A 24,648-nucleotide genomic window follows, 5' to 3' on the forward strand; every position below is an offset into this window, starting at 1 on the left:
AGCGATTGCCAAAAGTTCAGGCGTAATTCTGGTGATGAATCCTGAAAATTGTTTAAAAAATATTTAATTGAGCAAAAATATGCAAAAATTGTGGTATCGAAGCTTGCAGTGCTAGCACTTAATTTGTATTATGGCGGCACGTTACGGTGAGATGGGTGAGTGGCTGAAACCACGTCCCTGCTAAGGACGCATACGGGTAACTGTATCGAGGGTTCGAATCCCTCTCTCACCGCCACGCTTTACTTATGTCGCGCTCATAGCTCAGCTGGATAGAGCACTTGGCTACGAACTAAGGGGTCGGGAGTTCGAATCTCTCTGAGCGCACCAATAAGTAAACCGAACAGTAACGTATCGCCTAAATTGGCACACAAGTAATGCGCTCATAGCTCAGCTGGATAGAGCACTTGGCTACGAACTAAGGGGTCGGGAGTTCGAATCTCTCTGAGCGCACCAACTTGAACAATCAACCGCTTAAATGCGGTTTTTTTGTGCCTGAAATTTAGTAAACTCAAACAATAATCAGTTTATTAAAAAGAATAGCGTACTCATGGTTTTACGTTAAAATTCTTTTGAATCGTCCAATATCTGTGCATTTGATTGCAAAATGATGAATTAATACTTAACAGCCAGAAAAAAACACGTATAATGCACCCCATCAAGTCGTCGCGCTCATAGCTCAGCTGGATAGAGCACTTGGCTACGAACTAAGGGGTCGGGAGTTCGAATCTCTCTGAGCGCACCAACTTGAAATAAAAAACCGCACTTTTGATGCGGTTTTTTTGCATCTACACTATCTAAAAATGATGAAATTTCTGTGTCAAAAGCATGACCATTGTTTTACGTCTGGCTTTGAGCGAATAAACACGAAAAAAATAAGGAAAGTGCTCAATCTAGTGTAAGATTTAGCTCAATTTGAATGACTTGATGATGAGCTTATGTCTGACACGCAGCCAGCATTGTCTTTGCGCTATTTTTTAAATTTAGAAGAATCTCAAGACGGCTTTGCCCTTGCGACTTTTGGTAAAAAACAATTTACCCGTTTTATTACACCGTTGATTAGTGTGGCGATTATTGCTTGGGGCTTTTATTTGGGCTTCGATGGGGTAGGTCGCTATTATGTTGCACTCGGTGCTTTCTTTTTAATCTTGCAAACTTTAATGCGTTATTGGTTTTTGCCAATGATGTTTAAACGCCAGTTTGTAAAATACCAATTTGGAAAAAGCGAGCAAGGCATTGATTTATTTCAGGACTATGCCGAGCTGTATGCCAATGGTCGTAAACAGGTATTTCATTATAACGAGGTGCAAAATTTCGCTGTGGGTAAACTCACCTATATGCTGGAATTAAAAAATCGTACAGTGGTGATTGTACCGAAACGTGCATTTAATCTGCCTGCAGAACAAACGGTTTTTGAAAATACTTTTAAAAAGTAAGTTCTAATTTTCCCAATTTACGAGTTATTTGAGGATGATCATGAGTACACGTCCATCTAAAATTGTCTGTGTCGGTCGCAGTTATGCAGACCATGCCAAAGAATTAGGTAATGCTGTACCTGATCATCCTGTGTTATTTATTAAACCGCCAAGCAGTTTACGCAGTTTAAGTGATGGGATTACGTGGAATAAGGTCTGGGGCAATTGTCACTATGAATGTGAATTGAGTTTACGCATTGACCAGCCTTTAAATGCAGACACAGATCCTGCCAAAGTATTGGATGCTGTAGGTGCAGTGACCTTGGGCTTGGATTTAACTTTGCGTGAATTGCAGGATGAACTCAAGAAAAAAGGACAGCCGTGGGAACGAGCCAAAGCGTTTGACGGTTCTTGTGTGTTGGCAGATTGGGTGGATGTATCGGAAATTCAGGACTGGAAAAACGTGCAATATCGTTTGGACATTAATGATGAATTACGTCAGCAAGGCGATACCAGTTTATTGATTTTTGATATTGCGGCATTGTTGGCAGATATTAGCCAAGTATTTAGTTTAGAACCTGGTGATGTGGTAATGACTGGTACACCTGCAGGGGTGGCAGCATTACAGTCGGGCGATCAGTTGAAGATGACCTTACAAGGACGTACTCAGGCATTTGTCTGGACGACTTTTGTAAAATAAATAGTGGTGTAAACGGTGATGTCATCAAAAGATGAGTATCACCGTTTTGTACTTGCTTTTAAATCCAATGGTTATACTTTCAGTAAATGCTGAAATTTACTGCATAATTTATTCAGTTTCGGTGGAATGGAAAAATTGCAGTAGCCCTGATTTGGATTTTTGGCAAAGAAATTCTGATGATAGTCTTCTGCAGGGTAAAATTCAGGTGCTGCACTGAGTTCAGTCACAACATTCACACCTTCAGCTTGTAAGGCTGCAATCATCTCGGCGGCAGCTTGTTGCTGTGTAGCATCTAAATAATAAATCACAGAGCGGTATTGTGTGCCGACATCATTGCCCTGACGGTTTAATGTGGTTGGGTCGTGTGTGGCAAAAAACACCTCAAGTAATTGTGAATAGCTGATCTGCTGCTCATCAAAATCAATCAAAATGACTTCTGCATGTCCGCTGTCGCCACGGCAAATATCTTCATAGCTTGGGTTTAAGGTATGTCCACCTGCATAACCGCTGGTGACTTTTTCTACGCCTTGCAGTTGTAAAAATACGGCTTCGACACACCAGAAACATCCGCCACCAAACAATGCTTGTTGCATGATTTTGTCCTTATATTTTATGAATAAACCATTTTAAGCCTGTCTATTATTAGGCTTAGCCGTTAACGTGCAGCCGTTGGTGTTTCAAATTGAATCAGTAAATTTCCATGGCGATCTAGCAATTTCAGGGTTTTACCATAGACCTGATAATGCGTCACTTTATTTAGGGCTTCATGAAATTTCTGATCTAAGTTGTTGTTATTTAAGCAAGCCATTCGCGTGGTTGCCAATTGCCCCAATTGTAGGGTGTCACGTCCTGCGACATAACTACCGCTGAGTCGGTTACAACTATCTGAACCTGTGACTGTTTGTGTGGCGGCATCAAAGTTTAAATATGGCAAGTTTTGGCGGTTTGCTTCTGTTTTTAACATGCTGTTGCCCAATTGCGTAGCAGTCCATGTACGTTGTACTAAGTTGGCTTGATTGATTGCGCTAATTTGGCTTGCACTCGTTTGAGTTGGCATAGTTTCACATCCTGATAAAGCAATCATTGCACCCAATAAGGTGATCCCGAAGTATTTTTTTAGCATGGAATGATCTCTAATTTTTTGAAATTGTTGCTATCTAAACAAATTATGCGCCGTGGCTCTAGTTAAATTTGTATGTTTGCTGCAACTTTTTCCAAGATATGGTGTGGTTTTTTCTCTGAATTGATTGTATCTGCGCAAAATGACCAAAATAGGTCAGGGCAGCACTTTGTTCTGATAAGTCGGATGCGAATAAGGCGTGCTGATGTTTGCTGAAGAATCGAGCTGCACGCCTTGTCGAATGAGCGCGGAAAAGTCTTGACTGTGGATATCTTTTAAGTTTTCCACACGTGGGTTAATGTGGGCGCGTTGATACCAAGTTTGCATATCCCAACGATGATCCAGCGCATGCAAATCATATAAATAATTGGGTAAATAACCCGAAGCAAACAGACGATAGTCGGCAGGGAAACGTTTTTGAGATACTGCCTGAATCATGTCAAACAGCAGCGTGGTGCAATTACTGGTCAACGTATTATACCAACGCGCTTTGGCGGCTAAAGCATCGGCTTTATGCAGATATTCCTGAAACAGTGCTTGTGCTTCTTGTGGATTGAGCTGGATCGGGAAAAAATAAACTTGCTCACCCCGAATATTGCTGCGGGTGTAGATGATATCTTTTTCATCGGCAGCGACAAGGCTGAGTTCATATTGCCGAAAGAAGCCACCAATCGCAGAAAACTCTTCGTGTTTTTCTTTGCGAATTTCAATGGAAAAGGTGAGTGGCGCTTGATCGGCAAAGTCAAAACTGACTAAGGTATGCGCAATTTTTGGCCCCATCCAGTAAGAGGTGATGATATTCACCCCCGTAATCTGTTTCAGGTTAAATTGGCGGGTTTCCCAACGTTCGGTATAGCGACCATCGGCATGCCAGTCAAAATTGCGGACATTGTGCAGCGTGACCTGATCTTGTACTTGTTCATAATGCAGCATACGGGCTACTTCAGGGTTCCAGTCACGGTCTTGCTTGGCATCCATCCCAAAATACCAAAACAGCCCCAAGGTAAAACCCAAAAGATAAACCAAAATATCCTGATTGCGACTGAGCAAATGCTGAGTGATATAAATGCCCAAAATGCTGAGGGTGAAGGCTAGCCAAGTCCCAATCAGCACACGGCTCATTAACCAACCCAAAGGCTGATGAATCCACAAGGCCATACTGAGCCAAATAGAAGAAAGAACGACACCTAAACTGAAGATGAAATGCAGCATCCGCCATTCCTGAGGCAAAGTTAAATTCCGTTTAAGTCATCATAATCAAATATTGCCAAGGCTGTCAGCATTATTTTTGATAGCGGGCAAACTCAAAGGCAATCCCTGATTTTTCATCGACATGCTGTTCTGAGGCCACTTTTTTAAACTCGGCAGGAATGGCAGGATAATGCGCATCTCCCTGAACATCTAGTTCAATATGCGTCAGTTCCAAACGGTCAGCAATCGGCATAGTTTGGCTAAAAATTTCACCACCACCAATAATAAATAAAGTGTTTGGTTTTTCTGAGGCTTGAACATCGGCAACGGCTTGCTGCAACGCATCTTCAATGCTGTGCGCCACTTTTGTACCTTCAAAAGCCCAGTTTGGGTCACGAGTGATTACCCAATTAACACGTTTAGGTAGAGTGCGTCCCATCGACTCCAAGGTTTTACGACCCATTACTACCACACCACCTTGGGTAATTTCTTTGAAGTGTTTGAGGTCTGCCGAAATATGCCACGGCAATTGGTTGCCCTGACCAATGCAGCGCTGTTGATCCATCGCCACCACGTGTACAACTTCTAAATTTTGAAATGACATAAATTTGGCTCGTATTTTCTTAGTCTGCAAAGTGTTTTAGGGATGTTCAGATCCTTTAAATGTTGAGATGCTAAATCTAGCAACAGGTAATTAAACTGCGACAGGCGCTTTAATTGCAGGATGTGACTCATAGCCTACAATTTCAATATCTTCAAATTTAAAGTCGAAAATATCCTTGATTTCAGGATTGAGTTTTAACTGACATAAAGCCAATGGTTCACGGCATAGCTGTAACTGTGCCTGTTCAAAGTGGTTGGTATATAAATGGGTATCGCCACCTGTCCATACAAAATCTCCGACTTCTAAATCACAGACTTGTGCGATCATGTGGGTCAGTAAAGCATAGCTGGCAATATTAAAAGGTACACCTAAAAACACATCGGCACTGCGTTGATATAACTGGCATGAGAGTTTGCCGTTGTGCACAAAAAACTGGAATAAAGTATGGCAAGGCGGTAAAGCCACTTGTCCTGCTTCATTCGGGTTCCAGCCTGACACGATTAAACGACGTGAATTTGGATTGGTTTTAATTTCATTGATTAGCCATGCAATTTGATCAAAACCATCTTGCTCATATAACCCATCGGCTTTTTGTGTTGCGCCAAAATTACGCCATTGATGTCCATACACTGGGCCAAGTTCACCTTCAGGACGGCCAAAGCGCGCGGTTTGTTCTGCAGTAGACCATTCATCCCAAATACTGACTTTATGTTCTTGTAGATATTTGACGTTGGTATCGCCTTTTAAAAACCATAACAGCTCAATCACGATAGAGCGGAAATGCACTTTTTTGGTGGTCAGCAGTGGAAAACCTTGCGCAAGGTTAAAACGCATTTGATGCCCAAATACAGAACGCGTACCTGTTCCGGTACGGTCACCTTTGTCGCCACCATGGTCAAGAATATGTTGGAGTAGGTCTAAATACTGGCGCATAGCGTTCTCTGGTCAAGCAAAAGTGAATATTTTTGGTTGGGCGATTCGATGCCCATTAAATCACAAAGAATAATAGCAGAGTTTTTAAAGTTGTGACTTTATTGTGAGTCGGAAGTGTGATGTTGATGCAGCAATGACAGTGGTGAAAACAGGCAAATGGCCAAAGCGGTAAAGCCAATGCCTTGTGCACCCGACAGTAAAATTTCACCGTGTTGAATCTGCATGAAAATTATTGCGAGTAACAACGCCAGTGGAATCCAAGTCAATAGTCGTGCCAACCAACCTGTGGGATGTTGTGCAGTAAAATGAATTTTGCAGTAACGACAAATTAAAAAAACAATACCTGTGGCCAGAAACATTAAAATCGCATCGAGCTTTAAGGGTTCTAAGAAGTATACCGCTGCAGTGACCAGCGCGATCACCATCAGCAGGGCAATTTTCTTTGTGACCGCAACCTGTGGGTTAAACCAAAATTCAAGCATGTGAGATATTGATGTCTGAAAAGTGTAAGTAATAGATAGCACTGTAGCATAAAAAAGGCGAAGATTGACTTCGCCTGAATGGATGAAACCTGCATTTAAATGGGTAGTAGCTTAGCTGTTTTTTTGCGGCCCCCAATCATAAATTTTCTTTTGATAGGCATACCACATCATCCAGAAACCGACCAAAATCATTGGTAAGCTCAGGAATTGTCCCTTACTCATCCATGCAATAAAGAGCTGACCATGATCGGGTTCGCGGAAAAATTCGACAACAAAGCGCGCCAAACCATAACCAATCAGGAATAGGGCAGACACTGCCATGCGTGGACGTGGCTTTGAACTAAACCACCACAGTACAATAAACAGGATTAGACCTTCACATAAGGCTTGATACAATTGCGATGGATGACGTACCAATTGTAAAGGATCGGTCGGGAAAATCATCCCCAAAGCAAAATTCGGATCGGTCACAGGGCGACCATATAATTCACCACCAATAAAGTTACCAATACGACCAAACATTAGACCTGTAGGTACACATGGGGCAATAAAATCCAAAGTTTGAAACCACGTCATTTTGTATTTTTTACACCAGAACAGCATGGCTAAAATCACGCCCAGAAAGCCGCCATGGAAACTCATGCCGCCTGTCCAGACTTGGAATAACCACAGTGGATTTTCCAAAAATTGTTCAAAGCCGTAGAAAAACACATAACCGACACGTCCACCAATCACCACGCCCAAAGCGCCGTAAAAGATCAGGTCGGAAACCATGTCTGGTGTCCAGCCACGTTGTTTGGCACGGTAAGTTGCCAAACCCCATGCAAATAAAAATGCCAGTAAATACATCAAGCCATACCAATGGACTTGTAAAGGCCCGAGCGAAATAGCAACGGGGTCAATATTTGGATAGGTGAGCATTCCTGTTCCTTGTGATTCTGTTTTGCACAGATTTTAGCTGAATGTGATGAAAAATGTTGTACATTCAATGTGTAAAGATCAAGAGTTTAAATTATGTGTATTGTGGCATTGGCTTGGCAGGTCTTGACAGACACACCACTGTGTTTGATTTCAAATCGAGATGAGTTCTATCGGCGTCCGACAGCAGCACTGGCAGCATGGTCTGATAGTCCAGTTGTTGCAGGGCAAGATTTAGAATCGGGCGGTACGTGGATGGGCATTACCCCATCGGGACGCTGGGCTGTGATTACCAATTATCGTGATGCGAATGATGTTCGTGAATATCCAACTTCACGTGGGCATATTATTCAGGCTTTTTTAGAATCTGAGCAAACGCCTATCCGTTTTGCGCAAGCCTTAGAAAAACAGCAATGTGAATATGCAGGTTTTAATTTATTTGTGGGTGACACCACTCAAGCGGTGTACATGAGTAACCGTGGAGAAGCGCCGCAGGTTTTAGCTAAAGGCGTTTATGTGGTGTCGAATGGATTGATGAGTGACCCTTGGGAGAAAACTGCACGCTTACGCAAACGCTTTACGCAGGAGTTTTTACCGATGCTGCAATTGCCTGATCTTGCAACGGCAGAGCTAAATGCTGCGGCGTGGGATATTTTGCAAGATGAACGCAAAGTTGCATCTGAATTGTTACCGCAAACAGGGATTTCATTGGAGATGGAAGCGTTGTTGTCATCGACTTTTATTCAAAGTCCACTTTACGGTACACGTTGTTCCAATTTTTTACGTATGCAGGCGCAGCAATTTACATGGCTGGAAAAAACACAATATGGTGAGCAAAAGGGAGATATTGTGCAGCAACAGTTGAACATTGAGGCATAAAAAATGCCGACGTGATGTCGGCATTTTTAATTTATGGATGTTATCCAGCAATTGCTTTGCCGTCTTTACGGGTGATGACAACCGTTGCTGAACGAGGACGTGCAGTTTTATTGTTCATGTCAGTTTGTGTTGCAGGCCAATGGCTGCTTGGCGCATCAAAACTCTTTGAATCTTCACCTGGGTGCTGAACGTTAATAAAGATTGCTTTGTAGTCAGGTGTCATGGTTACACCTGTAATTTCACATTCTTTTGGCCCAACAAGGAAGCGACGTAAGTTTTTATCGGTGACTTGAGCACCAGCAATTGTACTTTGATCACCAACAGTTTTTACAACACCGCCATCACCAACTTGACCAGGTAGTGCTGCTAACATCATACAGTTTGTAACATCTGTATATGCGCCATCATCTGTTTGAATCCAAAGAACACCACGTGGGTCAAACCACATACCATCTGGACTTGAGAAGTCGTTTGCATCGCTTAAATTAGAAAGGTTAATTGTCGGATCCATACTTGCTTCAGCACCAAATAGATAGATATCCCATTCAAATGATGTTGCTGCAGTATTCTCTTCTTTAAAGCGGATAATATGACCATTGACGTTACCTTTACCACCTTCAGGATCGGTGTAGTTACGTGGGTTTGCAGGATCTGTTGCATAGCTTGAACCACGGTTCGAGTTATTGGTTAAAGTCACGTACACTTCACCATTTTCAGGGTTTACAGCAACCCATTCTGGACGATCCATTTTTGTAGCTCCTACAGCATCTGCTGCAAGACGAGCAAAAGTAAGGACATCCGCTTGTGAGCTAAATGGGTAAATAGCGTTTGTTTCGGTTAAGCCATTTTTACCATAAGCCAGTTCAATCCACTCTCCTGTGCCTGATGCATTAAATTTAGCGACATAGAATTTCCCTGAATTCATATATTTGTCGCCAGCTCGATAGCCACCATTCACATCTTTAGGATCCCATGTTGCATCTGATACAAATTTGTAGATGTACTCACCGCGCGAGTCATCGCCCATATAGAATGCAAATTTTTGCCCTTCAATTGCGCGGCTGGCGCGACAGTCTTCGTGAGCAAAACGACCTAATGCAGTACGTTTTACTGGGTTTGAGCGGCTATCGAATGGATCAATTTCTACAATCCAGCCAAATGTATTTGGCGCATTACGATAGTCTTGAGTTGCAGACTCTTTGGTTACGTTAGCAGCCCAACGATCATACATGTCTTGAGATTCAAAACCAGCTTCTGCTGTTTCCCAACCATAGCGTGAAGATTTATTCAAATACACGATGCGATCTTGCTCATCGCGTTCTGGAATTTTTTTACCATCAGCATCTAAAATATAAATGATGTTGTTTTTCGCATCACGTTTAACACTACCGTCTGCATTTTTTTCAGTTTGATAAGAGATCTCTAAGCCTAAGCCATAGCGTTTAAGTGCTATTTTTTCAGCTTCACTACGGGCTGAGTATTGGTCTGTACCTGAGCGTTGGAAATAACCAATAAAATTTTCTTCAGCAGTTAAATAAGTGCCCCATGGTGTATAACCATTACCACAGTTATTTTGTGTGCCTCGAGTTTGACGACCAGCGGGAGAGAATGCTGTGTGCAGTAATGGAGAACCAGCTACAGGCCCTGCAAAATCCATGACAGTCGAAGCTGTAATACGACGGTTAAATGGTGATGACTTCACAATCTCTACAGCTTGAGTTTCAGCATTTTTCTTAATATGAACGACTGAAATACCGTGTGCATTTACTTCACGAATCACTTCATCTTCTGGGCGACGTCCATCCTTTTTAGTTGCGCCTTTTGGATGTAAGAAGGTTTGGTTGATATATTCGTGGTTCAAAACCAATAAGCCATGATCTGATGCATTTTCATCATAACGACCAGTTTTAGTACTTAAGCCAAAATAGCTCATGCCATCGTGACAGTCACCAGAGCGGAATTGGAAACTTGGGCCAGATGGAACATCTGCATCTGCATTCCAATTGCTATAAGAAGGATTGATTGAGTCACCTAAAGCATATAATACAGTTGCTTGGTAACCTTCAGGAACAGTAACAATATCATTTAAATTTTTATCTACAGCTTTAAATGTTAATGTTTCAGGCTTGGTATTGGGTTCTTCTTTACTTGTTGGTGGTGTTACATTTGTATCTTCATCATCATCACTACATGCAGATAAAGAAGAAGCTAAAGCTAAAGCTGCTGCACCGCTTGCAGTTTTTTTAATTAAACTGCGACGGCTCATGCGTTGTTCTAGAATGTCACGAAAGTGCATATTGTCTGAAGTGTTATTATCCAACTCTTGATCTTCATTGTAAGGCATAAAATCAGTCATTTTTTTTCCTAGCAAATTGCTTAGTCGTTTGAAAGTTATATGTAAATTAGTGGCTAAACATGACATGCGGGTTAAGCTTATGTGTCAAACTGATTAAATCCGTTCAGTTGTGATCTACACGCACAAAAAAAGAAGCAACCATGTGCTTCTTTTTAAAATTCAATATTTTAGATTAGCTGTGACTGACTCGGCGCTTCTCAATTAATTTGCCAAAAAACAAACCAATTTCAAACAGCATCCACATCGGAATGGCAAGCATGATCATCGATAAAGCGTCTGGCGGTGTGACAAACATGGCCACAAAAAAACAGCCAACAATAATAAAGCGACGTTTTTCAACCAAAGTTTGCGTAGACACGACACCAATCATAATCAGCAAAAGTGTGACAATTGGAATCTCAAAGGTAAAACCAAAAACCAAAAACAGCTTCAAACAAAACGTAAGATAGCTATTAATGTCGGTCATCGGGGCGACTGTTTCAGGGGAAACGCTAATGAAAAAGTGCAGAATGGATGGCAAGGCGACAAAGTAAGCAAAGCTAATTCCGATATAGAACAAGCAAATACTGCCGATCAGCAAAGGCAGCGCCAAACTTTTTTCTTTTTCATATAACGCTGGTTTTACGAATGCCCAAATCTGATACAAAATAAATGGCATCGCAATGAACAGCGCGACAAAAAAGTTTAGTTTAAACGGCGCCATAAAGGTTGCGGTAACATCAGTCGCAATCATGGTTGATGTATGTGGCAACTGTGCACGTAATGGTTCCGACAATACTTGATAAGTTTTATTGGCAAAGGGCAATAAACAGAAGAATAAGGCAAGAATAAGCCCTACAATTTTAAAAAGATGATTACGCAGCACCATCAAGTGCTTGGTAATTGGCATTTCTTCTAATGCGGCTTGCTCTGCCTTCACAGGCAAATGTGAAAGCTCAGAAGCGTTTGATTGGCTCATACTGCAACCTTCATTTCAGTATAGGGCGCTGTAGTATGTTGTAGCGCAGATAAATTTGAATGTGATGTCATTTTAGTTTTAGGGAGTAACACCGCAGAGGTTTTTTCAGTATTTAAAACCAAGGTGTAATGATGCTGTTGTAAGGTATTTTTTGATACGGCATGCGGGGAATGTGTGCTTTTTGCAGTTGTATCTTCAAATATTTTTTCTTGCTGCATTTCATGCATTTGTGCTTGCATCTTTGCTTCAAGTTCCTGAATACGCGCCATTTCTTGCTGCATTTGCTCGCGTAATTCAGATAAACGCAATTCGCGGTCAATGTCATTTTGAACATTACTGACCATACGTTTAATTTTAGCGTACCACTTGCCGACAAAACGCGCTGCTTCAGGGAGTTTTTCAGGACCCAGCACCAATAATGCAATGATGCCGAAAATCAGCAGTTCCGTCATTCCAATATTGAGCATAATCTCAAACCCTCAGCCTTAATGCTTTACAGTCGAATTTACATCACTGCTATTGGCTTGATGTTCAATCGTACGAGGTTCTTTCAGTTGCGCCGCTTCTGCCTCATCATCTTTTATTGATTTTTTAAAATCTTTGACCGCGCCACCTACATCTTTACCTAAGTTTTTAAGCTTAGATGTACCAAATAATAAAATGACCACAATTGCAAAAATTAGCACGTGCCAAATAGATAATCCTGCCATGATTTAGACCTCTCAATAGTTGAGCCTATCTCAACAGGTCTGTATGACAATGCGGTGACGAATGTGTTGCGATTTGACGACAAGGGATGTTTGACCTGATTTGTAAAGCTTGAAAATAAAACAGCCCGTGTTTGAAAACGGGCTGTAAGATCAATCACATCTGTTAAATCTAAGCTTGTAAACTTGCCTTAAACAGTTGCATCGCCTGACCACGGTGACTGATTTTATTCTTTTCTGCTTTCGACATTTCTGCGCTCGACACTCCCAATTCAGGAAACCAAAAGAGCGGGTCATAGCCAAAACCATTTTCACCACGAGCTTCTGCTAAAATCTCGCCTTTCCAAATACCTTGGAAAATTTGTGGTAATGGATCATCGGCATGTTCAACCAAAGCCAAAACACAAACAAACATACCTTCAATTGCTGCGCCGTCTTGACGTAGTGGTTTGAGTTTATTCAAAAGTTTTTCATTGTTGGCTGCATCATTGCCATGTTCGCCTGCAAAACGTGCAGAATAAATCCCCGGTGCGCCGCCTAAAATAGGCACACATAAACCAGAGTCATCTGCAATGGCAGGCTTTCCTGAAATTTTTGCGGCATGGCGTGCTTTTAAAATGGCATTTTCAACAAAGCTCAAACCATCTTCAACAGCATCTTCAATATTTAGTTGACCTTGCGGAATCACTTGCACAGGCAAGTCTAATTGCGCAAACAGGGTTTCAAATTCTGCAATTTTTCCCTTGTTATTGCTTGCTAAAACCAAAGTACCTTGAGCACGCCAATCAGTTGCAGCCATAATTCAGATCTTAATTCAAAATAATCTTGGATATTTTAACGGATTTTGCAGACTTAAAAGTTTAATCTTAGATAGATTTGTTTTAATACATACCAATTATGCTGAGATATAAAAAATAGGGGAATCATGATGAGCAAAATTTCAGAGATCTACCGTTATTCGAGTCAGCACCGTACATTATTGCAGCAAAGTGAGCGTTCTGGCTGTTTTTACTGTCTGGAAACTTTTGCTTATAGCGAAATTGAAGATTGGTGTGATGATGAGCAAACCGCAATTTGTCCGCATTGTGGTATAGATGCGGTATTAGGTTCTGCTGCAGTAGAAGAATTCAGTCCTGAACTGCTACAGGCCATGCAGGCAGTTTATTTCGGATAAAACAAAAAGCACCCGAAGGTGCTTTGAGATCACTTCAAACGTAGTTAAATTTATTGCGCTTGAATCCATTGGTCTGCGCGGTCACGTGCTTGACGAATTTGTTCTTGAGTTAAGTTAGCTGCCAAAGCGGTTTTCTTACCTTCAGACAAAGAAATTACTTTATTGTCGAGCATGCCATCACGGGTAGATAACTCATACCACTGATACGCACCCATATAGTTTTTCTTTTGTTCTTCCATCATGGCAAGGTTAAAGCTGGCACGGTTATCACCACGGCTAGCCGCCTTTTCAAAATATTGACGTGCTAAGACTTCGTCTTTTTTCGTGCCAATACCATCTGCCAACATACGACCTACATTTAATTGCGCAGCCGATAAACCTTGATCTGCCGCAGCTTTGTACCAAGCAAACGCTTGACGGCTGTCTTGTTGAACGTCTTTACCTTGTTGATATTTTGTCGCTAAGTAAAATTGTGCGCCTGCCTGACCTGCTTTGGCTGCTTTAATCAAGCCGTTAATATCCATGGTTGAATATCGAGCCGCTTGGCTCGCTACAGAAGATGACGGTGAAACATAATCTGCATGGGCTTGAATGCTCAACAGTCCAACCAATAGCGTGGTGCTTAATAATAGTTTTTTCATAGAGCGCTCACTCGATAAATTGCGACTTCACCAAACAAATTAGGCAGATGCTTACTGAGTAAACTATCTTGTTGATTCCCATTCACGGCAAGTCGGTTAATGATGCGAATATTATTTTCGGCACAAAGTGCCTCAAAATCACGAAACGTACACAAATGAATATTTGGGGTGTTGTACCACATATAAGGTAATGCATCTGAAACAGGCATTTTCCCTTTTAAGGCAAGAAAAGAGCGAGTCTTCCAATGCGCAAAGTTCGGAAAGGTAATAATTGCCTGTTTACCCACACGTACCATATCTCTTAATAATACGTCAGGTGCATCTACTGCTTGCAAGGCTTGTGCCATGACCACATAGTCAAAAGACTGGTCGGCAAAACGGCTAAGCCCCAAATTCAAGTCTTGTTGGATGATATTTAACCCGCGACTGATCGCAATTGCAATCTTTTCTTGATCAATTTCTAATCCGTATGCACGAATATTATGCTGTTTGCTCATGTGTGCCAACAGTTCACCATCGCCACAACCCAAATCGAGTACTTTAGAATTGGGTTTAATCCACTTTTCGGCAAGTTGCTGATCAAGACGCATTACACGGCCTCCTGTGGGGTTGCTTGAAGATGTTCTGTTCCACCTAAGAAAGCACGCATGGCTTTCACGTACAGTGGAATTGGGAACAAGAACGAGTCGTGTCCTTGTTCGGCATCAATATCTAAATAGCTGACAGGTTTATGATTGCTAATTAGCGCATCCACAATTTCCTGCGAACGCTCAGGGCTAAAACGCCAGTCGGTGGTAAATGACACCACTAAAAATTTGCATTTTGTATTCGCCATGGCTTTTTGTAAGGATTGCTCGTATTCACGTGCAGGATCAAAATAATCCAGTGCCTTGGTCATAATTAAATAGGTATTGGCATCAAAATTACGGCTAAATTGTTCGCCCTGATAGCGCAAATAGCTTTCGACCTGAAATTCGACATCAAAACCATACATAAACTTGCCAGATTTTAAGTCACGACCAAATTTCTGTTTCATGGCTTCTTCAGACAAATAGGTGATGTGTCCGACCATGCGTGCCAAAATCAATCCACGTTTTGGATAGCTGTCATGTTCCAAATAACGCCCATGATGAAAATCTGGGTCAGATAAAATGGACTGACGTGCGACTTCGTTAAAGGCAATATTTTGTGCAGACAGTTTTGGTGCACTGGCAATAATCACGCATTTTTTCAGACGGTCAGGATAATCTACCGACCACTGCAAGGCCTGCATACCACCCAAAGAGCCGCCAATAATCGAATACCAGACCTCAATGCCTAAACGATCAGACAGCATGGCTTGGGTTTTTACCCAATCTCGCACCGTAACTAACGGGAAGTCTGGGCCATAAGGACGGTTGTCATTTTCAGGGTTAGGCGATGTGGGGCCAGTAGAACCGTTACAGCCGCCAATATTGTTTAGCGCCACCACAAAGAAACGACTGGTATCAATGGCTTTTCCAGGGCCAATACAGGCATCCCACCAACCTGCTTTTTTATCATCGGCATGATGATAACCCGCAGCATGATGATGCCCTGACAACGCATGACAGATCAGAATCGCATTGGATTTATCGGCATTTAGCGTGCCATAAGTTTCGACCATGAGTTCAAAGCGGGGCAGAACACGACCGCATTCGAGTTCTAAAGGTTCTTCAAATTGGAATTTTTTTGGAACAACAATGCCTACTGAGTCAACTGGGAAAGACACGGGAATAATTCGCCTTAAATCCTGAGGATGAATAAATAAAAGGATACCACTTGGGGTATCCTTTTCAAAATGCTTTTACATGTTAGCGCAAGATTATACTGCTGCTGCAACCACTTGATCTGTGCTTAACACACCTTGTTCAATCAAGCGGTTGGTGCAGGCAATAATTGCATCAATAGATGAGGTCACGATGTTGTCATGTACCCCTGCGCCAAAGGCAGATTTACCTGTACCTTTGACTTGCAACTCAATCAATGCCAACGCTTTTGCATGTGCGCCAGAGCTAATGCTGCGTTCTTCATAATTCAAAACATCAATTGGTAATTGAAGTGCATTCAAAATTGCTGAAATTGGGCCATTGCCTTCACCGCGTAAGCGTTGCGTTTCACCGTTCACGACCACATCTAACTCAATGACCTGATTGCCATTTTCATCAGACAACTTGTAGTTTTTCGTCGCATAGTGCGCATCTTTTACTGCAACGTAAGTGTCTTTAAACAAGTTCCAGATTTCGCTTGCGCTAATTTCAGTGCCTTGCTCATCGGTACGTTGTTGCACAATTTGTGAGAATTCGATTTGTAAACGACGTGGTAAAGTCACGTTGTAGTTCGATTCTAACAAGTAAGCAATCCCGCCTTTACCCGATTGTGAGTTGACACGAATCACCGCATCATAGTCACGACCTAAGTCTTTCGGGTCGATTGGCAAGTAAGGCATATCCCAAATTTCTTCGTTTTTCTGGAATTCAAAACCTTTCTTAATCGCGTCTTGGTGTGAACCAGAGAATGCTGTAAACACCAAATCACCTGCATACGGATGACGTGGATGCACTGGCAATCCTGTACATTCTTCAACTGTAGCAATAATTTCGTTGATGTTGGAGAAATCCAACTCTGGTGCAACACCTTGGGTGTACATGTTCAAGGCAATTGCAGCAACGTCTACGTTACCCGTACGTTCACCATTACCAAATACACAGCCTTCTACACGGTCTGCACCTGCCATAATTGCCAATTCTGATGCAGCAATACCACAACCACGGTCATTGTGACAGTGTACTGAAATGATCACGCCATCACGACGCGCAATGTTGCGGTGCATCCATTCTACTTGGTCGGCATACACGTTTGGCGTAGACACTTCTACCGTTGCAGGCAAGTTTAAAATTACTTTATTGGTTGGCGATGCTTCCCAAATTTCAGTCACGGCATCACAAACATCTTTAGCCACTTCCAACTCAGTTGCAGTAAAACATTCTGGGCTGTACTGGAATACCCATTCTGTTTCAGGTTGCTTTGCTGCGTATTCTTTTACTTTGCTAGCTGCATTGATCGCCAATTGTTTGGCACCCGCGACATCAACATTCAAGACTTTGTTGCGGAAGGTTGGCGAGTTGGCATTATAAATATGCACAATCGCACGTTTAGCACCTTGTAAAGATTCAAAAGTACGTGCGATTAAATGGTCACGCGCTTGTACCAAGACTTCAATATACACGTCATCTGGAATATGACCTTCTTCAATCAATTTACGCGTGAAATCGAAGTCAACTTGAGATGCCGATGGGAAACCAATTTCGATGTGTTTAAAACCAATTTTCACAAGCATTTGGAACATTTTGAATTTTTGTTCGATGTTCATTGGCTCAAAGATCGCTTGGTTACCGTCACGTAGGTCGGTACTCATCCAAATTGGCGCTTTGGTAATTTCGTTATTTGGCCATTGGCGGTCTGGTAAATCGACACGCTGGTACATACGACGGTATTTTTTGCTTGGATCTGCCAACATCATGTGAAAACTCCTTGAATAGTAGCGGTTGCATCGCGTGGATAACGGCAACTTACTATAAATATAGATTGTGTCTATTCTATCAATTTACAAGCTGTTTTCAGGAGGCTATCGCTAAAAGTAGAATCATGGCACTTGTAAACCAATATCTGTATCTTAATTGATCTGCAAGGGTAATAATTCCCTGTTTTTTACATATACGGCATGTGCTGTGAAATATTTTTCGGTTATTGGCTGTTTTGGTGATAAATATAACTGCTGTTGATTAGTTCGATGCAGTTTGTTCCCATAAGTGCCATTGTGACTTCAAATTCTTCTTTTAAGAGCTTGATGCTATGTGCTGCCCCTAGTGCACCTGCAACTGCCAAGCCATAAATATATGGCCGTCCAATTAATACTGCATTTGCCCCTAAGGCCAATGCCTTAAAAATATCTGTGCCACGACGGATACCACTGTCCAATAGAATAGGGAAATCGTGCGGTAAAATTTTTCGCATCGTGCTTAAAACTTGAATTGGACTGACTGCGGTATCTAAAACTCGACCACCGTGATTAGACACAATAATCCCTTGTACGCCGCATTGATACGCCTGTTGTGCATCGGCAGGGTGTAAAATTCCTTTGAGTAAAATAGGAAGTGGGCTGTGTTGGACTAGCCAAGCAATATCTTCCCATGTGGCGGCTTGCTGCATCAATCCATCAAAAAGAGGATGCTGATTTTCCTTGAGATGAGAGGTGTTCACAGGTGTTTGATATACTGCCCGAATATGTGCAGGTAATTGAAAATAAGCGCGACGTTCACGATCCCGAATGCCCATGTGGGGTGCATCAACCGTGAGTACAATCGCTTGAAAAGCATGATATTGAGCTTGAAAAATCAAATCCAAAGCGGCTTTACGACTGCCTTGCCAATACAGTTGAAACCATTTTGCTGCGGCTGAAACCTGATTCAGTGCGCTCATTGAGGTGGTGCTTAAATGGCTGAGAATCATAGGCGCTTGTAGGGCAGATGCTGCTTGCGCTGTGGCAACTTCCCCCTGCGGATGAAACAGTTGTTGATAAGCTACGGGAGCTAAAAAAATTGGGTGGGGATAGTGTTCACCTAAGAGCTGAATTTGCGTATTTGCCCCTGAAAAAGAATTTAAATGGCGGGGCAGCAATTGAATATCGGCAAACGCACGTAGATTGTTTTTTAGACTATACTCATCACCCGCAGCGCCTTCTAAATTGGCCCAAGTGGCTGCATCTAAGTGTAATTGTGCCTGTTTTTGATAGTCGGCAATGGTGTGTAAGTGTGGCGGAATGTGATTCAAAGCTGCCAAGGGGAGGCTATTCATAACTGACTCCATTGACGAATCAGATTGTGATAATGTGCAGTCAGTGCCAATACTTCTGCTGTATCTCCAAGTTGTTGACGCAATTGCAAAATAGTCATATCTAAATTGAACAGCATACTGCGTTGCCAGTCATCTTTTACCATACTTTGACACCATGTAAACGCTGCAATTCTTTGACCTGCTGTAACAGGTTCGACCCGATGTAAACTAGTAGCAGGGTACACGATGGCATCACCTGCACTGAGTTTGACTTCATGACTACCGTAATTGTCTTCAATAATCAGTTCACCGCCCTGATATTCTTCAGGCTCACTTAAAAAAAGGGTCATGGACACATCCGTGCGAATCGGACGTTGTACCTGTGCGCAATATTGCACGGCATTATCAACATGATTGCCATAGGTTGCTGTGTTTTGATAACAATTGAACATCGGCTGGAGGATATGCAAAGGGAGCGCGAACGACTGTAATAAAGTCTGCTGTTTCAGTGCGCTGAGGATGTCTTGTGACAGTGTTGCATAGCTCGGATGTTGCAGGTCAAACTGCAAATTCTGTTTAATTTTCTGTGCTTGAGCCCCTGCACTGAGTTGACCATTTTGCCATGCATCTGCGGTGTCCAATTCAGCACAAATTCGTTGGACTTGCATTTTGCTGAGGACTTCTGGAATGTGAAGCATCATACCGATTCTTCCTGAAAAAGTTTGAATTCAAACTGCTGAACATTCTACAGCGTTGTTCGGCATGCAAAGTTCGAGCAATAGATGGTATGAAAAATAATCTATCGCTCGAATCTAAATCCGTAGCCTGTTTTAAGCGGGCTACTACAGATTTGCTATAACTTAGAACTTGTAGTTTAAGCTGATTGCTGCCGAGCGTGGCTGCCCAAGCACGACGCGACCACCACCATTGTTTAGCGTGCTGATGTATTCTTTATCGGCAAGGTTATAAAGGTTTAAATTTAACGAGACATTATTGTTGAAGTTGTAGCCTGCCAATGCATCAAACACGACATAGCCTGGAATATTTGGCATGTTGGCTGGTGCATTGCTATCAGTCACAACACGTTTTTGTTCATCGACATAACGCGCGCCCAAACCTAATTTAAAGCCCGCCAAGTCATAGGTCGACCATAAACTTGCAGTCCACTCTGGCGACCAACGTTCCGATAAGGTTGTGGCACTCGATGAACGTTGATTCAGTTGTTTCACTTTCATGTGCGCAACGCCTGCAGACAAATTCCAGTTTTCGGTCATTTGACCGACGGCACTCAACTCAATGCCATCGACCCGTTTTTTACCCTCTTGTACAGCAAGCTGAGAAATTGGATCTATAGTCGATTGATTTTCATTTTCTGTACGATATGCTGCAGCAGCTAAAGCCAGTTTCCCTTGGAGTAACTCCCATTTACTGCCTACTTCATAATGATGAGTTTCTTGAGGCTGCGCATTGATCGCGTCATTGCCTGATTCAGACAGGGTAAAGTTGGTGCTGCCGGGTGGCGTTAGTGATTTTGCATACGCAGCGTAAATACTGCTATTTAATGTAGGCTTATATACAGCGCCAAGTTTCCAGCTGAACAGCGTATCGTGGGTGCTGAGATCGGCAGCCACCAAAGCATTTCCTCCACGTGGCAGAGTAAGTCCCTGATAATCGGTTTCATAATAATCTACACGCACGCCGCCGTTCAGTTGAAAACGCTCTCCAAATTTTAAAGTATCAAATAAATAGGCGGCTGCGGTTTGGGTTTCACCATCGGTATAACCACCATTGTAAATTAGTGGTGGCATGGCTTGATTGCGGTCTGGGTGATAAAGATTGGCCCACGGTGTATCGGCAGTGGCTTCGCCAGGCATCTGGGTTGCCATGAGTTTGCTAGATTGCTGTTCTTTTAAAAACTCCATGCCTGCAACAACATCATGCTGTACTGCGCCCGTTTTGACACTCCAGTTTAAAGTGCTTTGATTGGCCAGAATTTTATTTTCTTGATCGACGCCTTGGCGGGAGCGGTTCACTTCCCATTCGGCAGGGTTTGATGAACCATTGGTTCGAAGACCATTTGCACCTGTATTGATGCCTGTTAAAACCCGATTCATGTGGGTTTTCGCTACACGGGTGATATTGGTCAGTTTGAGTTGATCGGTTAAATCACTTTCAATTTTTGCGGTGAACATATCAGCATCGACATCTTCATAGTCATTGACATGGCCATAAAAATTCTCCCGATTGACTTTAGGCGCAGTGGCTAACAGTGAATCGGTATTGTAAAAGCCTTGCATGCCCACAGTTGGAATGCCACCATCTGGAATATTGCGTTGTCTGATGTGTTGAGAATATAAATAAAGGCGTGTGGCAGTGTTTAATCCAAAGGCAATAGAAGGGGCGATGGCATAACTATTGTTTTCAATATAGTCGCGTCCTTCTATGCCGCCTTCTTGCCCCATCACATTCAGGCGAAAGGCGGTATTTGGATTGATGGCCTGGTTAATATCTGCAGAGAGTCTTGTATGTTGTGCTGTGTTATAAGTTGCAGAAATTTCCTGACTGCTTTCACTTTGCGGTAATTTGCTGACCAAATTGATATAACCAGATGCTGCACCACGACCCGCTTCTGAACCCGATGGGCCTTTGACAACTTCAATTTGATCAATGTTAAATACATCACGGCTGATTGCGCCTAAATCTCGGACACCATCAACATAGGTCGAGGTTTGGGTGGAAAAACCACGCATTTGAAAGGCATCGCCAGCACTAGTATTGCCATTTTCTCCCAATTGTAGGGTAATGCCTGGTGTATTGCGTAAGGCTTCAACTAAGGACGTTGCGCCTTGTTCTTGTAGCATTTCTTTTTTAATCACAGAAATTGTTTGTGGGGTATCTAACAACGGCTGAGTGTATTTTGCGGAACTTAAGTTATCTGCCTTGTATTTGCTTTCAGCTTCAGATTTAACCGTAATAGTGGGAAGCTGGGTGACGTCATCTTCAGGGTTTGCTGCATGAGCAAGTAGTGGAAGAGAGGCGGCTAAAGCCATCAGTTGCGCAGAGCGGTTGTGTTTGCGACTTTTGATCTGTGCCATTTATGCGATTTCCCTAAGTGTGAACCAACACGAGGTCATGCTTTATTCGTTGGTTCAAGCTCAAAATGTGAATAAAGTGTGAAGTTATTGTTATGACGTCTATAACAAGTGTTGCTAATTGTATTGAGAATCATTATCAATCTCAATGTGTGAGCGGTAGGTTTGTGTGGTTTTTACTTGAAAATAATAATCATTATCAATATTTTTATTTAAAAAAACGATAGAACAGTAAGAAAAGGAGAGAGAAAAGGTAGAAAACCCTGCCGAAGCAGGGTTTAAAAAGAAATTTAAGGCTTAGAAGTCATAAGAAACAGAGAGCCAGTAATTGCGACCTGAAATGTAAGTACCTTGTATGCTTGAACCTAAGCTAAGGTACTTGTAGCCAGTAACATTGCCATTTGTTTTATGTTCAGTGAAGTCTTTATCTAGAAGATTGTTCACAGCCATATTGAAGCGTATCTTGTCTGTCGGTGAGTAACTTGCACCTAAATTAAACAAGTTATAGCCAGCTAATTTATCTCCATACATATTATAAATAATTAGGTTATTACCACCTGTAGGTTTAGAACTAAAACGAGTACGATCTGATTTATATTCATGCTGTAACCATATATCAACGTTCGGATTAATGTGCCAAGTCGAAGTTAGGTTAAAGGCATTGCGTGGATTATTGTTATAATTTAATCCTTCATCTTTACCATCTGTAATTTCACTTTTGGTGTAGGTATAGGCCGCTTTAACATTCCATTCAGGAATAATGCTGTACTGCAAAGAAGCTTCAGCACCATAGATTTTGGCTTCGTTGGCATTTACACTTCTAGAGCAATCATCTACAGGGCAAATCGCTAAATTAGAGATGTCTTGGGAAACAATAGCATCTTCAATTTGGCTGTAAAAGCCTGTGGCGGTAAAATTCAGCTGATCATTAGGCTGTAAATTAAAACCAAGTTCGTAATTGGTCGATGTTTCTGGTTTTAAAGCAGAGTTACCAAATACATAGGTCGAACCCTGACCACTCATATTGATTAAACCATCGTAGAGTGCCTTAGGCGAAGGTGCTTTATAACCTGTGCTGACACCACCCTTAATGGTTAAAATATCATTGGTATTCCAGACTAAATAAGCACGTGGACTAAACTCGCCACCAAAACCAGAGTGGTCTTCATAGCGTGTACCAAACGTGAAGGTCAAATTGTCGAGTAAGCTCCACTCATCTTCGGCATAGATTGCCCAAGAGTCTTTCTCAAATTCATCTTTGCCGCTTTTATGTTGAGCAATATTGTCACGAATGGTGAGCTTTTTATATTCTGCACCGACTGTAACTTTGTGCGCACCAAAGGTGGAAATTAGATGGCTATCTGCAACCAGATCGGTATTTTCTAAAGTACGGTCACTGCCAATGAGTGGATTGTTCTGCTGCGCAGTTTTGTCAAAAGCATCGGTTGGTAGAGTACGACCTTTAGTTTCAGTGTCTGAATGGCTAACATAGCTTTTCCAAATCCCAAAATCGTAATTACCTTCATGTCCCAAAGAAATTTGAGTACGGTTGAATTCTAATTCATCTTTATAACCTGATGCTTTGGTTGCGGTATCTAAAGTCCCTAAACGGTTATCTTCATTTTTATATTGCTGGCTAGAATGAAAACCATCTATCCAAAATGAATTTTGATCATCCAGTTTAAAGTCGAGTTTAGCACCAACATCGTAATTGTCTGCTGTACTTGGGCGTGGGTCACGACCTGTTGAGCCCTGAATGCGTTCTGAACGCTGACGGTCTAAATAGCTACCACGTAGTTGTAAGCCTAAACGGTCATTGATCAGTGGTCCATTGACGACAAAACTGGTTTTCCATGAATCTGCTTCGGCATTACTTTCCATCACATTACCGCTGACAGTGACATTTCCATTCCATTCATCAGAGACTTTTTTGGTAATGATATTGATCACACCGCCCATTGCCTCTGAACCATAGCGTGTTGCCATAGGGCCGCGAATCACTTCAATGCGTTCAATTGAGGCAAGAGGGGGTAAATAGCCACTCGCAGTTTCACCAAAACCATTCGGAGTGACATCTGAAGATGTGGTTTGACGACGTCCATCAATCAGAATCAGCGTGTACTCTTGCCCCATACCACGCAAACCGATATTTAAGTTTGAGGTTTTACCTACGCCGTTACGAATATCGACTCCAGGGACATCAGCCAGTAAGTCAGCAATGCTAGTGGCATTTTTCTTTTCAATATCTTCTTTGGTGACCACACTAATAGAAGCAGGGGCATTTTTTAGTTCTTGTTCAAACCCTGCCGCTGAAACCACAATCGTGGAAAGTTGATGGGTTGAAGTCGCATCGGTAGAGCTATTTGCAAAAACTGAAGTTGATGCTGCCCCAAGTAAAGCAAGATACAGCGGGTGTGGGTTAAACTTAGCCATAAAATAAAATCTCTAATAATGAATTGATGACGCCAATTGGACCTAGATGGTAATTAGAATCATTCATGAAGAATTTGGCTAATAATAATGATAAGGATTCTTATTTACAACAAAAAATATACAAAAGTTGAAATTTTACAAAAAATGTTCCGCGAACGAATTAAAATTCAGTCGAGATCAGATCGTATTTTGTA

Annotated in this window: 24 protein-coding genes and 4 tRNA genes; 8 read left to right on the plus strand and 20 right to left on the minus strand. The window is 42.1% G+C overall.

The features are described 5' to 3' along the window. The first annotated feature begins 145 nt into the window (after positions 1–145). The 6 genes from CF596_RS04595 to CF596_RS04620 all read left to right on the plus strand — a co-directional run bounded on the left by CF596_RS04595 (position 146) and on the right by CF596_RS04620 (position 2,112). Positions 146–235 (plus strand) — tRNA-Ser (locus CF596_RS04595). Positions 236–250: 15 nt separating this feature from the next. Then, positions 251–327 (plus strand) — tRNA-Arg (locus tag CF596_RS04600). Between the two features lie 49 nt (positions 328–376). Beyond that, positions 377–453, plus strand: a tRNA-Arg gene (locus tag CF596_RS04605). A gap of 212 nt (positions 454–665) precedes the next feature. Further along, positions 666–742, plus strand: a tRNA-Arg gene (locus tag CF596_RS04610). A gap of 193 nt (positions 743–935) precedes the next feature. Next, positions 936–1,433: a YcxB family protein gene (locus tag CF596_RS04615; RefSeq protein ID WP_096901373.1), complete on the plus strand. Its 498-nt coding sequence runs from the start codon at positions 936–938 to the stop codon at positions 1,431–1,433. Between the two features lie 40 nt (positions 1,434–1,473). Then, on the plus strand, positions 1,474–2,112 hold the full coding sequence (locus tag CF596_RS04620; RefSeq protein WP_096901374.1) for a fumarylacetoacetate hydrolase family protein: 639 nt from the start codon (positions 1,474–1,476) through the stop codon (positions 2,110–2,112). Between the two features lie 71 nt (positions 2,113–2,183). Here the strand turns inward: CF596_RS04620 and msrA are convergent, their stop codons facing one another. The 7 genes from msrA to lgt form a co-directional block, all read right to left on the minus strand. Beyond that, a complete protein-coding gene (gene msrA, locus CF596_RS04625) occupies positions 2,184–2,705 on the minus strand; it encodes a peptide-methionine (S)-S-oxide reductase MsrA (RefSeq protein WP_096901375.1) in 522 nt (173 codons plus the stop codon). A 62-nt stretch (positions 2,706–2,767) separates the two neighbouring features. Continuing rightward, entirely contained in the window at positions 2,768–3,235 is a 468-nt protein-coding gene (locus CF596_RS04630; protein WP_004974787.1) for an META domain-containing protein, read from the minus strand. 153 nt (positions 3,236–3,388) lie between these two features. Further along, complete coding sequence (locus CF596_RS04635; RefSeq protein WP_004974789.1) at positions 3,389–4,444, minus strand: DUF4105 domain-containing protein; 1,056 nt, start codon at positions 4,442–4,444, stop codon at positions 3,389–3,391. Between the two features lie 70 nt (positions 4,445–4,514). Then, positions 4,515–5,027, minus strand: a complete 513-nt coding sequence (locus tag CF596_RS04640) for a dihydrofolate reductase (protein WP_096901376.1) — start codon at positions 5,025–5,027, stop codon at positions 4,515–4,517. A gap of 90 nt (positions 5,028–5,117) precedes the next feature. Next, on the minus strand, positions 5,118–5,960 hold the full coding sequence (thyA, locus tag CF596_RS04645) for a thymidylate synthase (protein ID WP_096901377.1): 843 nt from the start codon (positions 5,958–5,960) through the stop codon (positions 5,118–5,120). A 98-nt stretch (positions 5,961–6,058) separates the two neighbouring features. Further along, complete coding sequence (locus tag CF596_RS04650) at positions 6,059–6,442, minus strand: AzlD domain-containing protein (RefSeq protein ID WP_096901378.1); 384 nt, start codon at positions 6,440–6,442, stop codon at positions 6,059–6,061. Between the two features lie 111 nt (positions 6,443–6,553). Continuing rightward, positions 6,554–7,363 (minus strand): prolipoprotein diacylglyceryl transferase, encoded by an 810-nt coding sequence (lgt, locus tag CF596_RS04655; RefSeq protein WP_096901379.1) that lies wholly within the window; start codon positions 7,361–7,363, stop codon positions 6,554–6,556. Between the two features lie 93 nt (positions 7,364–7,456). On the opposite strand from lgt, the gene CF596_RS04660 reads away from it, so the two are divergent. Beyond that, positions 7,457–8,239, plus strand: coding sequence for an NRDE family protein (locus CF596_RS04660; RefSeq protein WP_096901380.1), 783 nt, complete (start codon positions 7,457–7,459; stop codon positions 8,237–8,239). A gap of 40 nt (positions 8,240–8,279) precedes the next feature. On the opposite strand, the gene CF596_RS04665 is transcribed toward CF596_RS04660, so the two are convergent. The 5 genes from CF596_RS04665 to rdgB form a co-directional block, all read right to left on the minus strand. Beyond that, positions 8,280–10,595 carry a PhoX family phosphatase gene (locus tag CF596_RS04665; protein ID WP_096901381.1) on the minus strand — a complete coding sequence of 772 codons (2,316 nt, stop codon included), beginning with the start codon at positions 10,593–10,595 and terminating at the stop codon, positions 8,280–8,282. A gap of 172 nt (positions 10,596–10,767) precedes the next feature. Next, on the minus strand, positions 10,768–11,553 hold the full coding sequence (gene tatC / locus CF596_RS04670) for a twin-arginine translocase subunit TatC (protein WP_004974811.1): 786 nt from the start codon (positions 11,551–11,553) through the stop codon (positions 10,768–10,770). Beyond that, positions 11,550–12,020 carry a Sec-independent protein translocase protein TatB gene (tatB, locus tag CF596_RS04675; RefSeq protein ID WP_019836836.1) on the minus strand — a complete coding sequence of 157 codons (471 nt, stop codon included), beginning with the start codon at positions 12,018–12,020 and terminating at the stop codon, positions 11,550–11,552. The genes tatC and tatB overlap by 4 nt, the downstream gene beginning before the upstream one ends. An 18-nt stretch (positions 12,021–12,038) precedes the next feature. Continuing rightward, positions 12,039–12,263 carry a Sec-independent protein translocase subunit TatA gene (gene tatA, locus CF596_RS04680; protein WP_004974820.1) on the minus strand — a complete coding sequence of 75 codons (225 nt, stop codon included), beginning with the start codon at positions 12,261–12,263 and terminating at the stop codon, positions 12,039–12,041. A 169-nt stretch (positions 12,264–12,432) separates the two neighbouring features. Further along, positions 12,433–13,059 (minus strand): RdgB/HAM1 family non-canonical purine NTP pyrophosphatase, encoded by a 627-nt coding sequence (gene rdgB, locus CF596_RS04685; protein WP_096901382.1) that lies wholly within the window; start codon positions 13,057–13,059, stop codon positions 12,433–12,435. Positions 13,060–13,188: 129 nt separating this feature from the next. Between rdgB and CF596_RS04690 the strand changes: the two genes are divergently transcribed. Beyond that, the gene (locus CF596_RS04690; protein WP_225530414.1) at positions 13,189–13,434 is read left to right on the plus strand and encodes a cytoplasmic protein; all 246 of its coding nucleotides are present in this window, start codon (positions 13,189–13,191) and stop codon (positions 13,432–13,434) included. Positions 13,435–13,484: 50 nt separating this feature from the next. On the opposite strand, the gene CF596_RS04695 is transcribed toward CF596_RS04690, so the two are convergent. From CF596_RS04695 to CF596_RS04730, 8 genes are all read right to left on the minus strand, one after another. Beyond that, positions 13,485–14,075, minus strand: a complete 591-nt coding sequence (locus CF596_RS04695; protein WP_096901383.1) for a tetratricopeptide repeat protein — start codon at positions 14,073–14,075, stop codon at positions 13,485–13,487. After that, entirely contained in the window at positions 14,072–14,665 is a 594-nt protein-coding gene (gene metW / locus CF596_RS04700) for a methionine biosynthesis protein MetW (protein ID WP_004974832.1), read from the minus strand. Before metW ends, CF596_RS04695 begins: the two co-directional genes overlap by 4 nt. Next, positions 14,665–15,825 carry a homoserine O-acetyltransferase gene (locus tag CF596_RS04705; RefSeq protein WP_096901384.1) on the minus strand — a complete coding sequence of 387 codons (1,161 nt, stop codon included), beginning with the start codon at positions 15,823–15,825 and terminating at the stop codon, positions 14,665–14,667. Before CF596_RS04705 ends, metW begins: the two co-directional genes overlap by 1 nt. 93 nt (positions 15,826–15,918) lie before the next feature. Then, positions 15,919–17,616, minus strand: a complete 1,698-nt coding sequence (leuA, locus tag CF596_RS04710) for a 2-isopropylmalate synthase (RefSeq protein WP_019836831.1) — start codon at positions 17,614–17,616, stop codon at positions 15,919–15,921. A 224-nt stretch (positions 17,617–17,840) separates the two neighbouring features. Next, positions 17,841–18,950, minus strand: a complete 1,110-nt coding sequence (locus CF596_RS04715; protein WP_096901385.1) for an alpha-hydroxy acid oxidase — start codon at positions 18,948–18,950, stop codon at positions 17,841–17,843. Then, positions 18,947–19,630, minus strand: a complete 684-nt coding sequence (locus tag CF596_RS04720; protein WP_096901386.1) for a Fe2+-dependent dioxygenase — start codon at positions 19,628–19,630, stop codon at positions 18,947–18,949. The genes CF596_RS04715 and CF596_RS04720 overlap by 4 nt, the downstream gene beginning before the upstream one ends. 159 nt (positions 19,631–19,789) lie before the next feature. Next, entirely contained in the window at positions 19,790–22,024 is a 2,235-nt protein-coding gene (locus CF596_RS04725; protein WP_096901387.1) for a catecholate siderophore receptor Fiu, read from the minus strand. Between the two features lie 294 nt (positions 22,025–22,318). Beyond that, positions 22,319–24,454 carry a TonB-dependent receptor gene (locus CF596_RS04730; RefSeq protein WP_096901388.1) on the minus strand — a complete coding sequence of 712 codons (2,136 nt, stop codon included), beginning with the start codon at positions 24,452–24,454 and terminating at the stop codon, positions 22,319–22,321. Positions 24,455–24,648 lie beyond the last annotated feature (194 nt).

Origin of the sequence: Acinetobacter sp. YT-02 (assembly GCF_002412355.1) — a bacterium.
GTDB classification, from domain to species: Bacteria; Pseudomonadota; Gammaproteobacteria; order Pseudomonadales; family Moraxellaceae; genus Acinetobacter; species Acinetobacter towneri.

What these genes read in the sequence shown, in the direction of transcription:
- CF596_RS04640 (WP_096901376.1), bottom strand. Translation starts at nt 5,027, where the DNA reads ATGTCATTTCAAAATTTAGAAGTTGTACACGTGGTGGCGATGGATCAA.
- msrA (WP_096901375.1), bottom strand. Translation starts at nt 2,705, where the DNA reads ATGCAACAAGCATTGTTTGGTGGCGGATGTTTCTGGTGTGTCGAAGCC.
- leuA (WP_019836831.1), bottom strand. Translation starts at nt 17,616, where the DNA reads ATGATGTTGGCAGATCCAAGCAAAAAATACCGTCGTATGTACCAGCGT.
- CF596_RS04620 (WP_096901374.1), top strand. Translation starts at nt 1,474, where the DNA reads ATGAGTACACGTCCATCTAAAATTGTCTGTGTCGGTCGCAGTTATGCA.
- CF596_RS04650 (WP_096901378.1), bottom strand. Translation starts at nt 6,442, where the DNA reads ATGCTTGAATTTTGGTTTAACCCACAGGTTGCGGTCACAAAGAAAATT.
- CF596_RS04690 (WP_225530414.1), top strand. Translation starts at nt 13,189, where the DNA reads ATGAGCAAAATTTCAGAGATCTACCGTTATTCGAGTCAGCACCGTACA.
- CF596_RS04720 (WP_096901386.1), bottom strand. Translation starts at nt 19,630, where the DNA reads ATGATGCTTCACATTCCAGAAGTCCTCAGCAAAATGCAAGTCCAACGA.
- rdgB (WP_096901382.1), bottom strand. Translation starts at nt 13,059, where the DNA reads ATGGCTGCAACTGATTGGCGTGCTCAAGGTACTTTGGTTTTAGCAAGC.
- thyA (WP_096901377.1), bottom strand. Translation starts at nt 5,960, where the DNA reads ATGCGCCAGTATTTAGACCTACTCCAACATATTCTTGACCATGGTGGC.
- tatB (WP_019836836.1), bottom strand. Translation starts at nt 12,020, where the DNA reads ATGCTCAATATTGGAATGACGGAACTGCTGATTTTCGGCATCATTGCA.
- CF596_RS04630 (WP_004974787.1), bottom strand. Translation starts at nt 3,235, where the DNA reads ATGCTAAAAAAATACTTCGGGATCACCTTATTGGGTGCAATGATTGCT.
- tatA (WP_004974820.1), bottom strand. Translation starts at nt 12,263, where the DNA reads ATGGCAGGATTATCTATTTGGCACGTGCTAATTTTTGCAATTGTGGTC.
- metW (WP_004974832.1), bottom strand. Translation starts at nt 14,665, where the DNA reads ATGCGTCTTGATCAGCAACTTGCCGAAAAGTGGATTAAACCCAATTCT.
- CF596_RS04615 (WP_096901373.1), top strand. Translation starts at nt 936, where the DNA reads ATGTCTGACACGCAGCCAGCATTGTCTTTGCGCTATTTTTTAAATTTA.
- lgt (WP_096901379.1), bottom strand. Translation starts at nt 7,363, where the DNA reads ATGCTCACCTATCCAAATATTGACCCCGTTGCTATTTCGCTCGGGCCT.
- CF596_RS04730 (WP_096901388.1), bottom strand. Translation starts at nt 24,454, where the DNA reads ATGGCTAAGTTTAACCCACACCCGCTGTATCTTGCTTTACTTGGGGCA.
- CF596_RS04715 (WP_096901385.1), bottom strand. Translation starts at nt 18,950, where the DNA reads ATGAATAGCCTCCCCTTGGCAGCTTTGAATCACATTCCGCCACACTTA.
- CF596_RS04695 (WP_096901383.1), bottom strand. Translation starts at nt 14,075, where the DNA reads ATGAAAAAACTATTATTAAGCACCACGCTATTGGTTGGACTGTTGAGC.
- CF596_RS04665 (WP_096901381.1), bottom strand. Translation starts at nt 10,595, where the DNA reads ATGACTGATTTTATGCCTTACAATGAAGATCAAGAGTTGGATAATAAC.
- tatC (WP_004974811.1), bottom strand. Translation starts at nt 11,553, where the DNA reads ATGAGCCAATCAAACGCTTCTGAGCTTTCACATTTGCCTGTGAAGGCA.
- CF596_RS04635 (WP_004974789.1), bottom strand. Translation starts at nt 4,444, where the DNA reads ATGCTGCATTTCATCTTCAGTTTAGGTGTCGTTCTTTCTTCTATTTGG.
- CF596_RS04725 (WP_096901387.1), bottom strand. Translation starts at nt 22,024, where the DNA reads ATGGCACAGATCAAAAGTCGCAAACACAACCGCTCTGCGCAACTGATG.
- CF596_RS04660 (WP_096901380.1), top strand. Translation starts at nt 7,457, where the DNA reads ATGTGTATTGTGGCATTGGCTTGGCAGGTCTTGACAGACACACCACTG.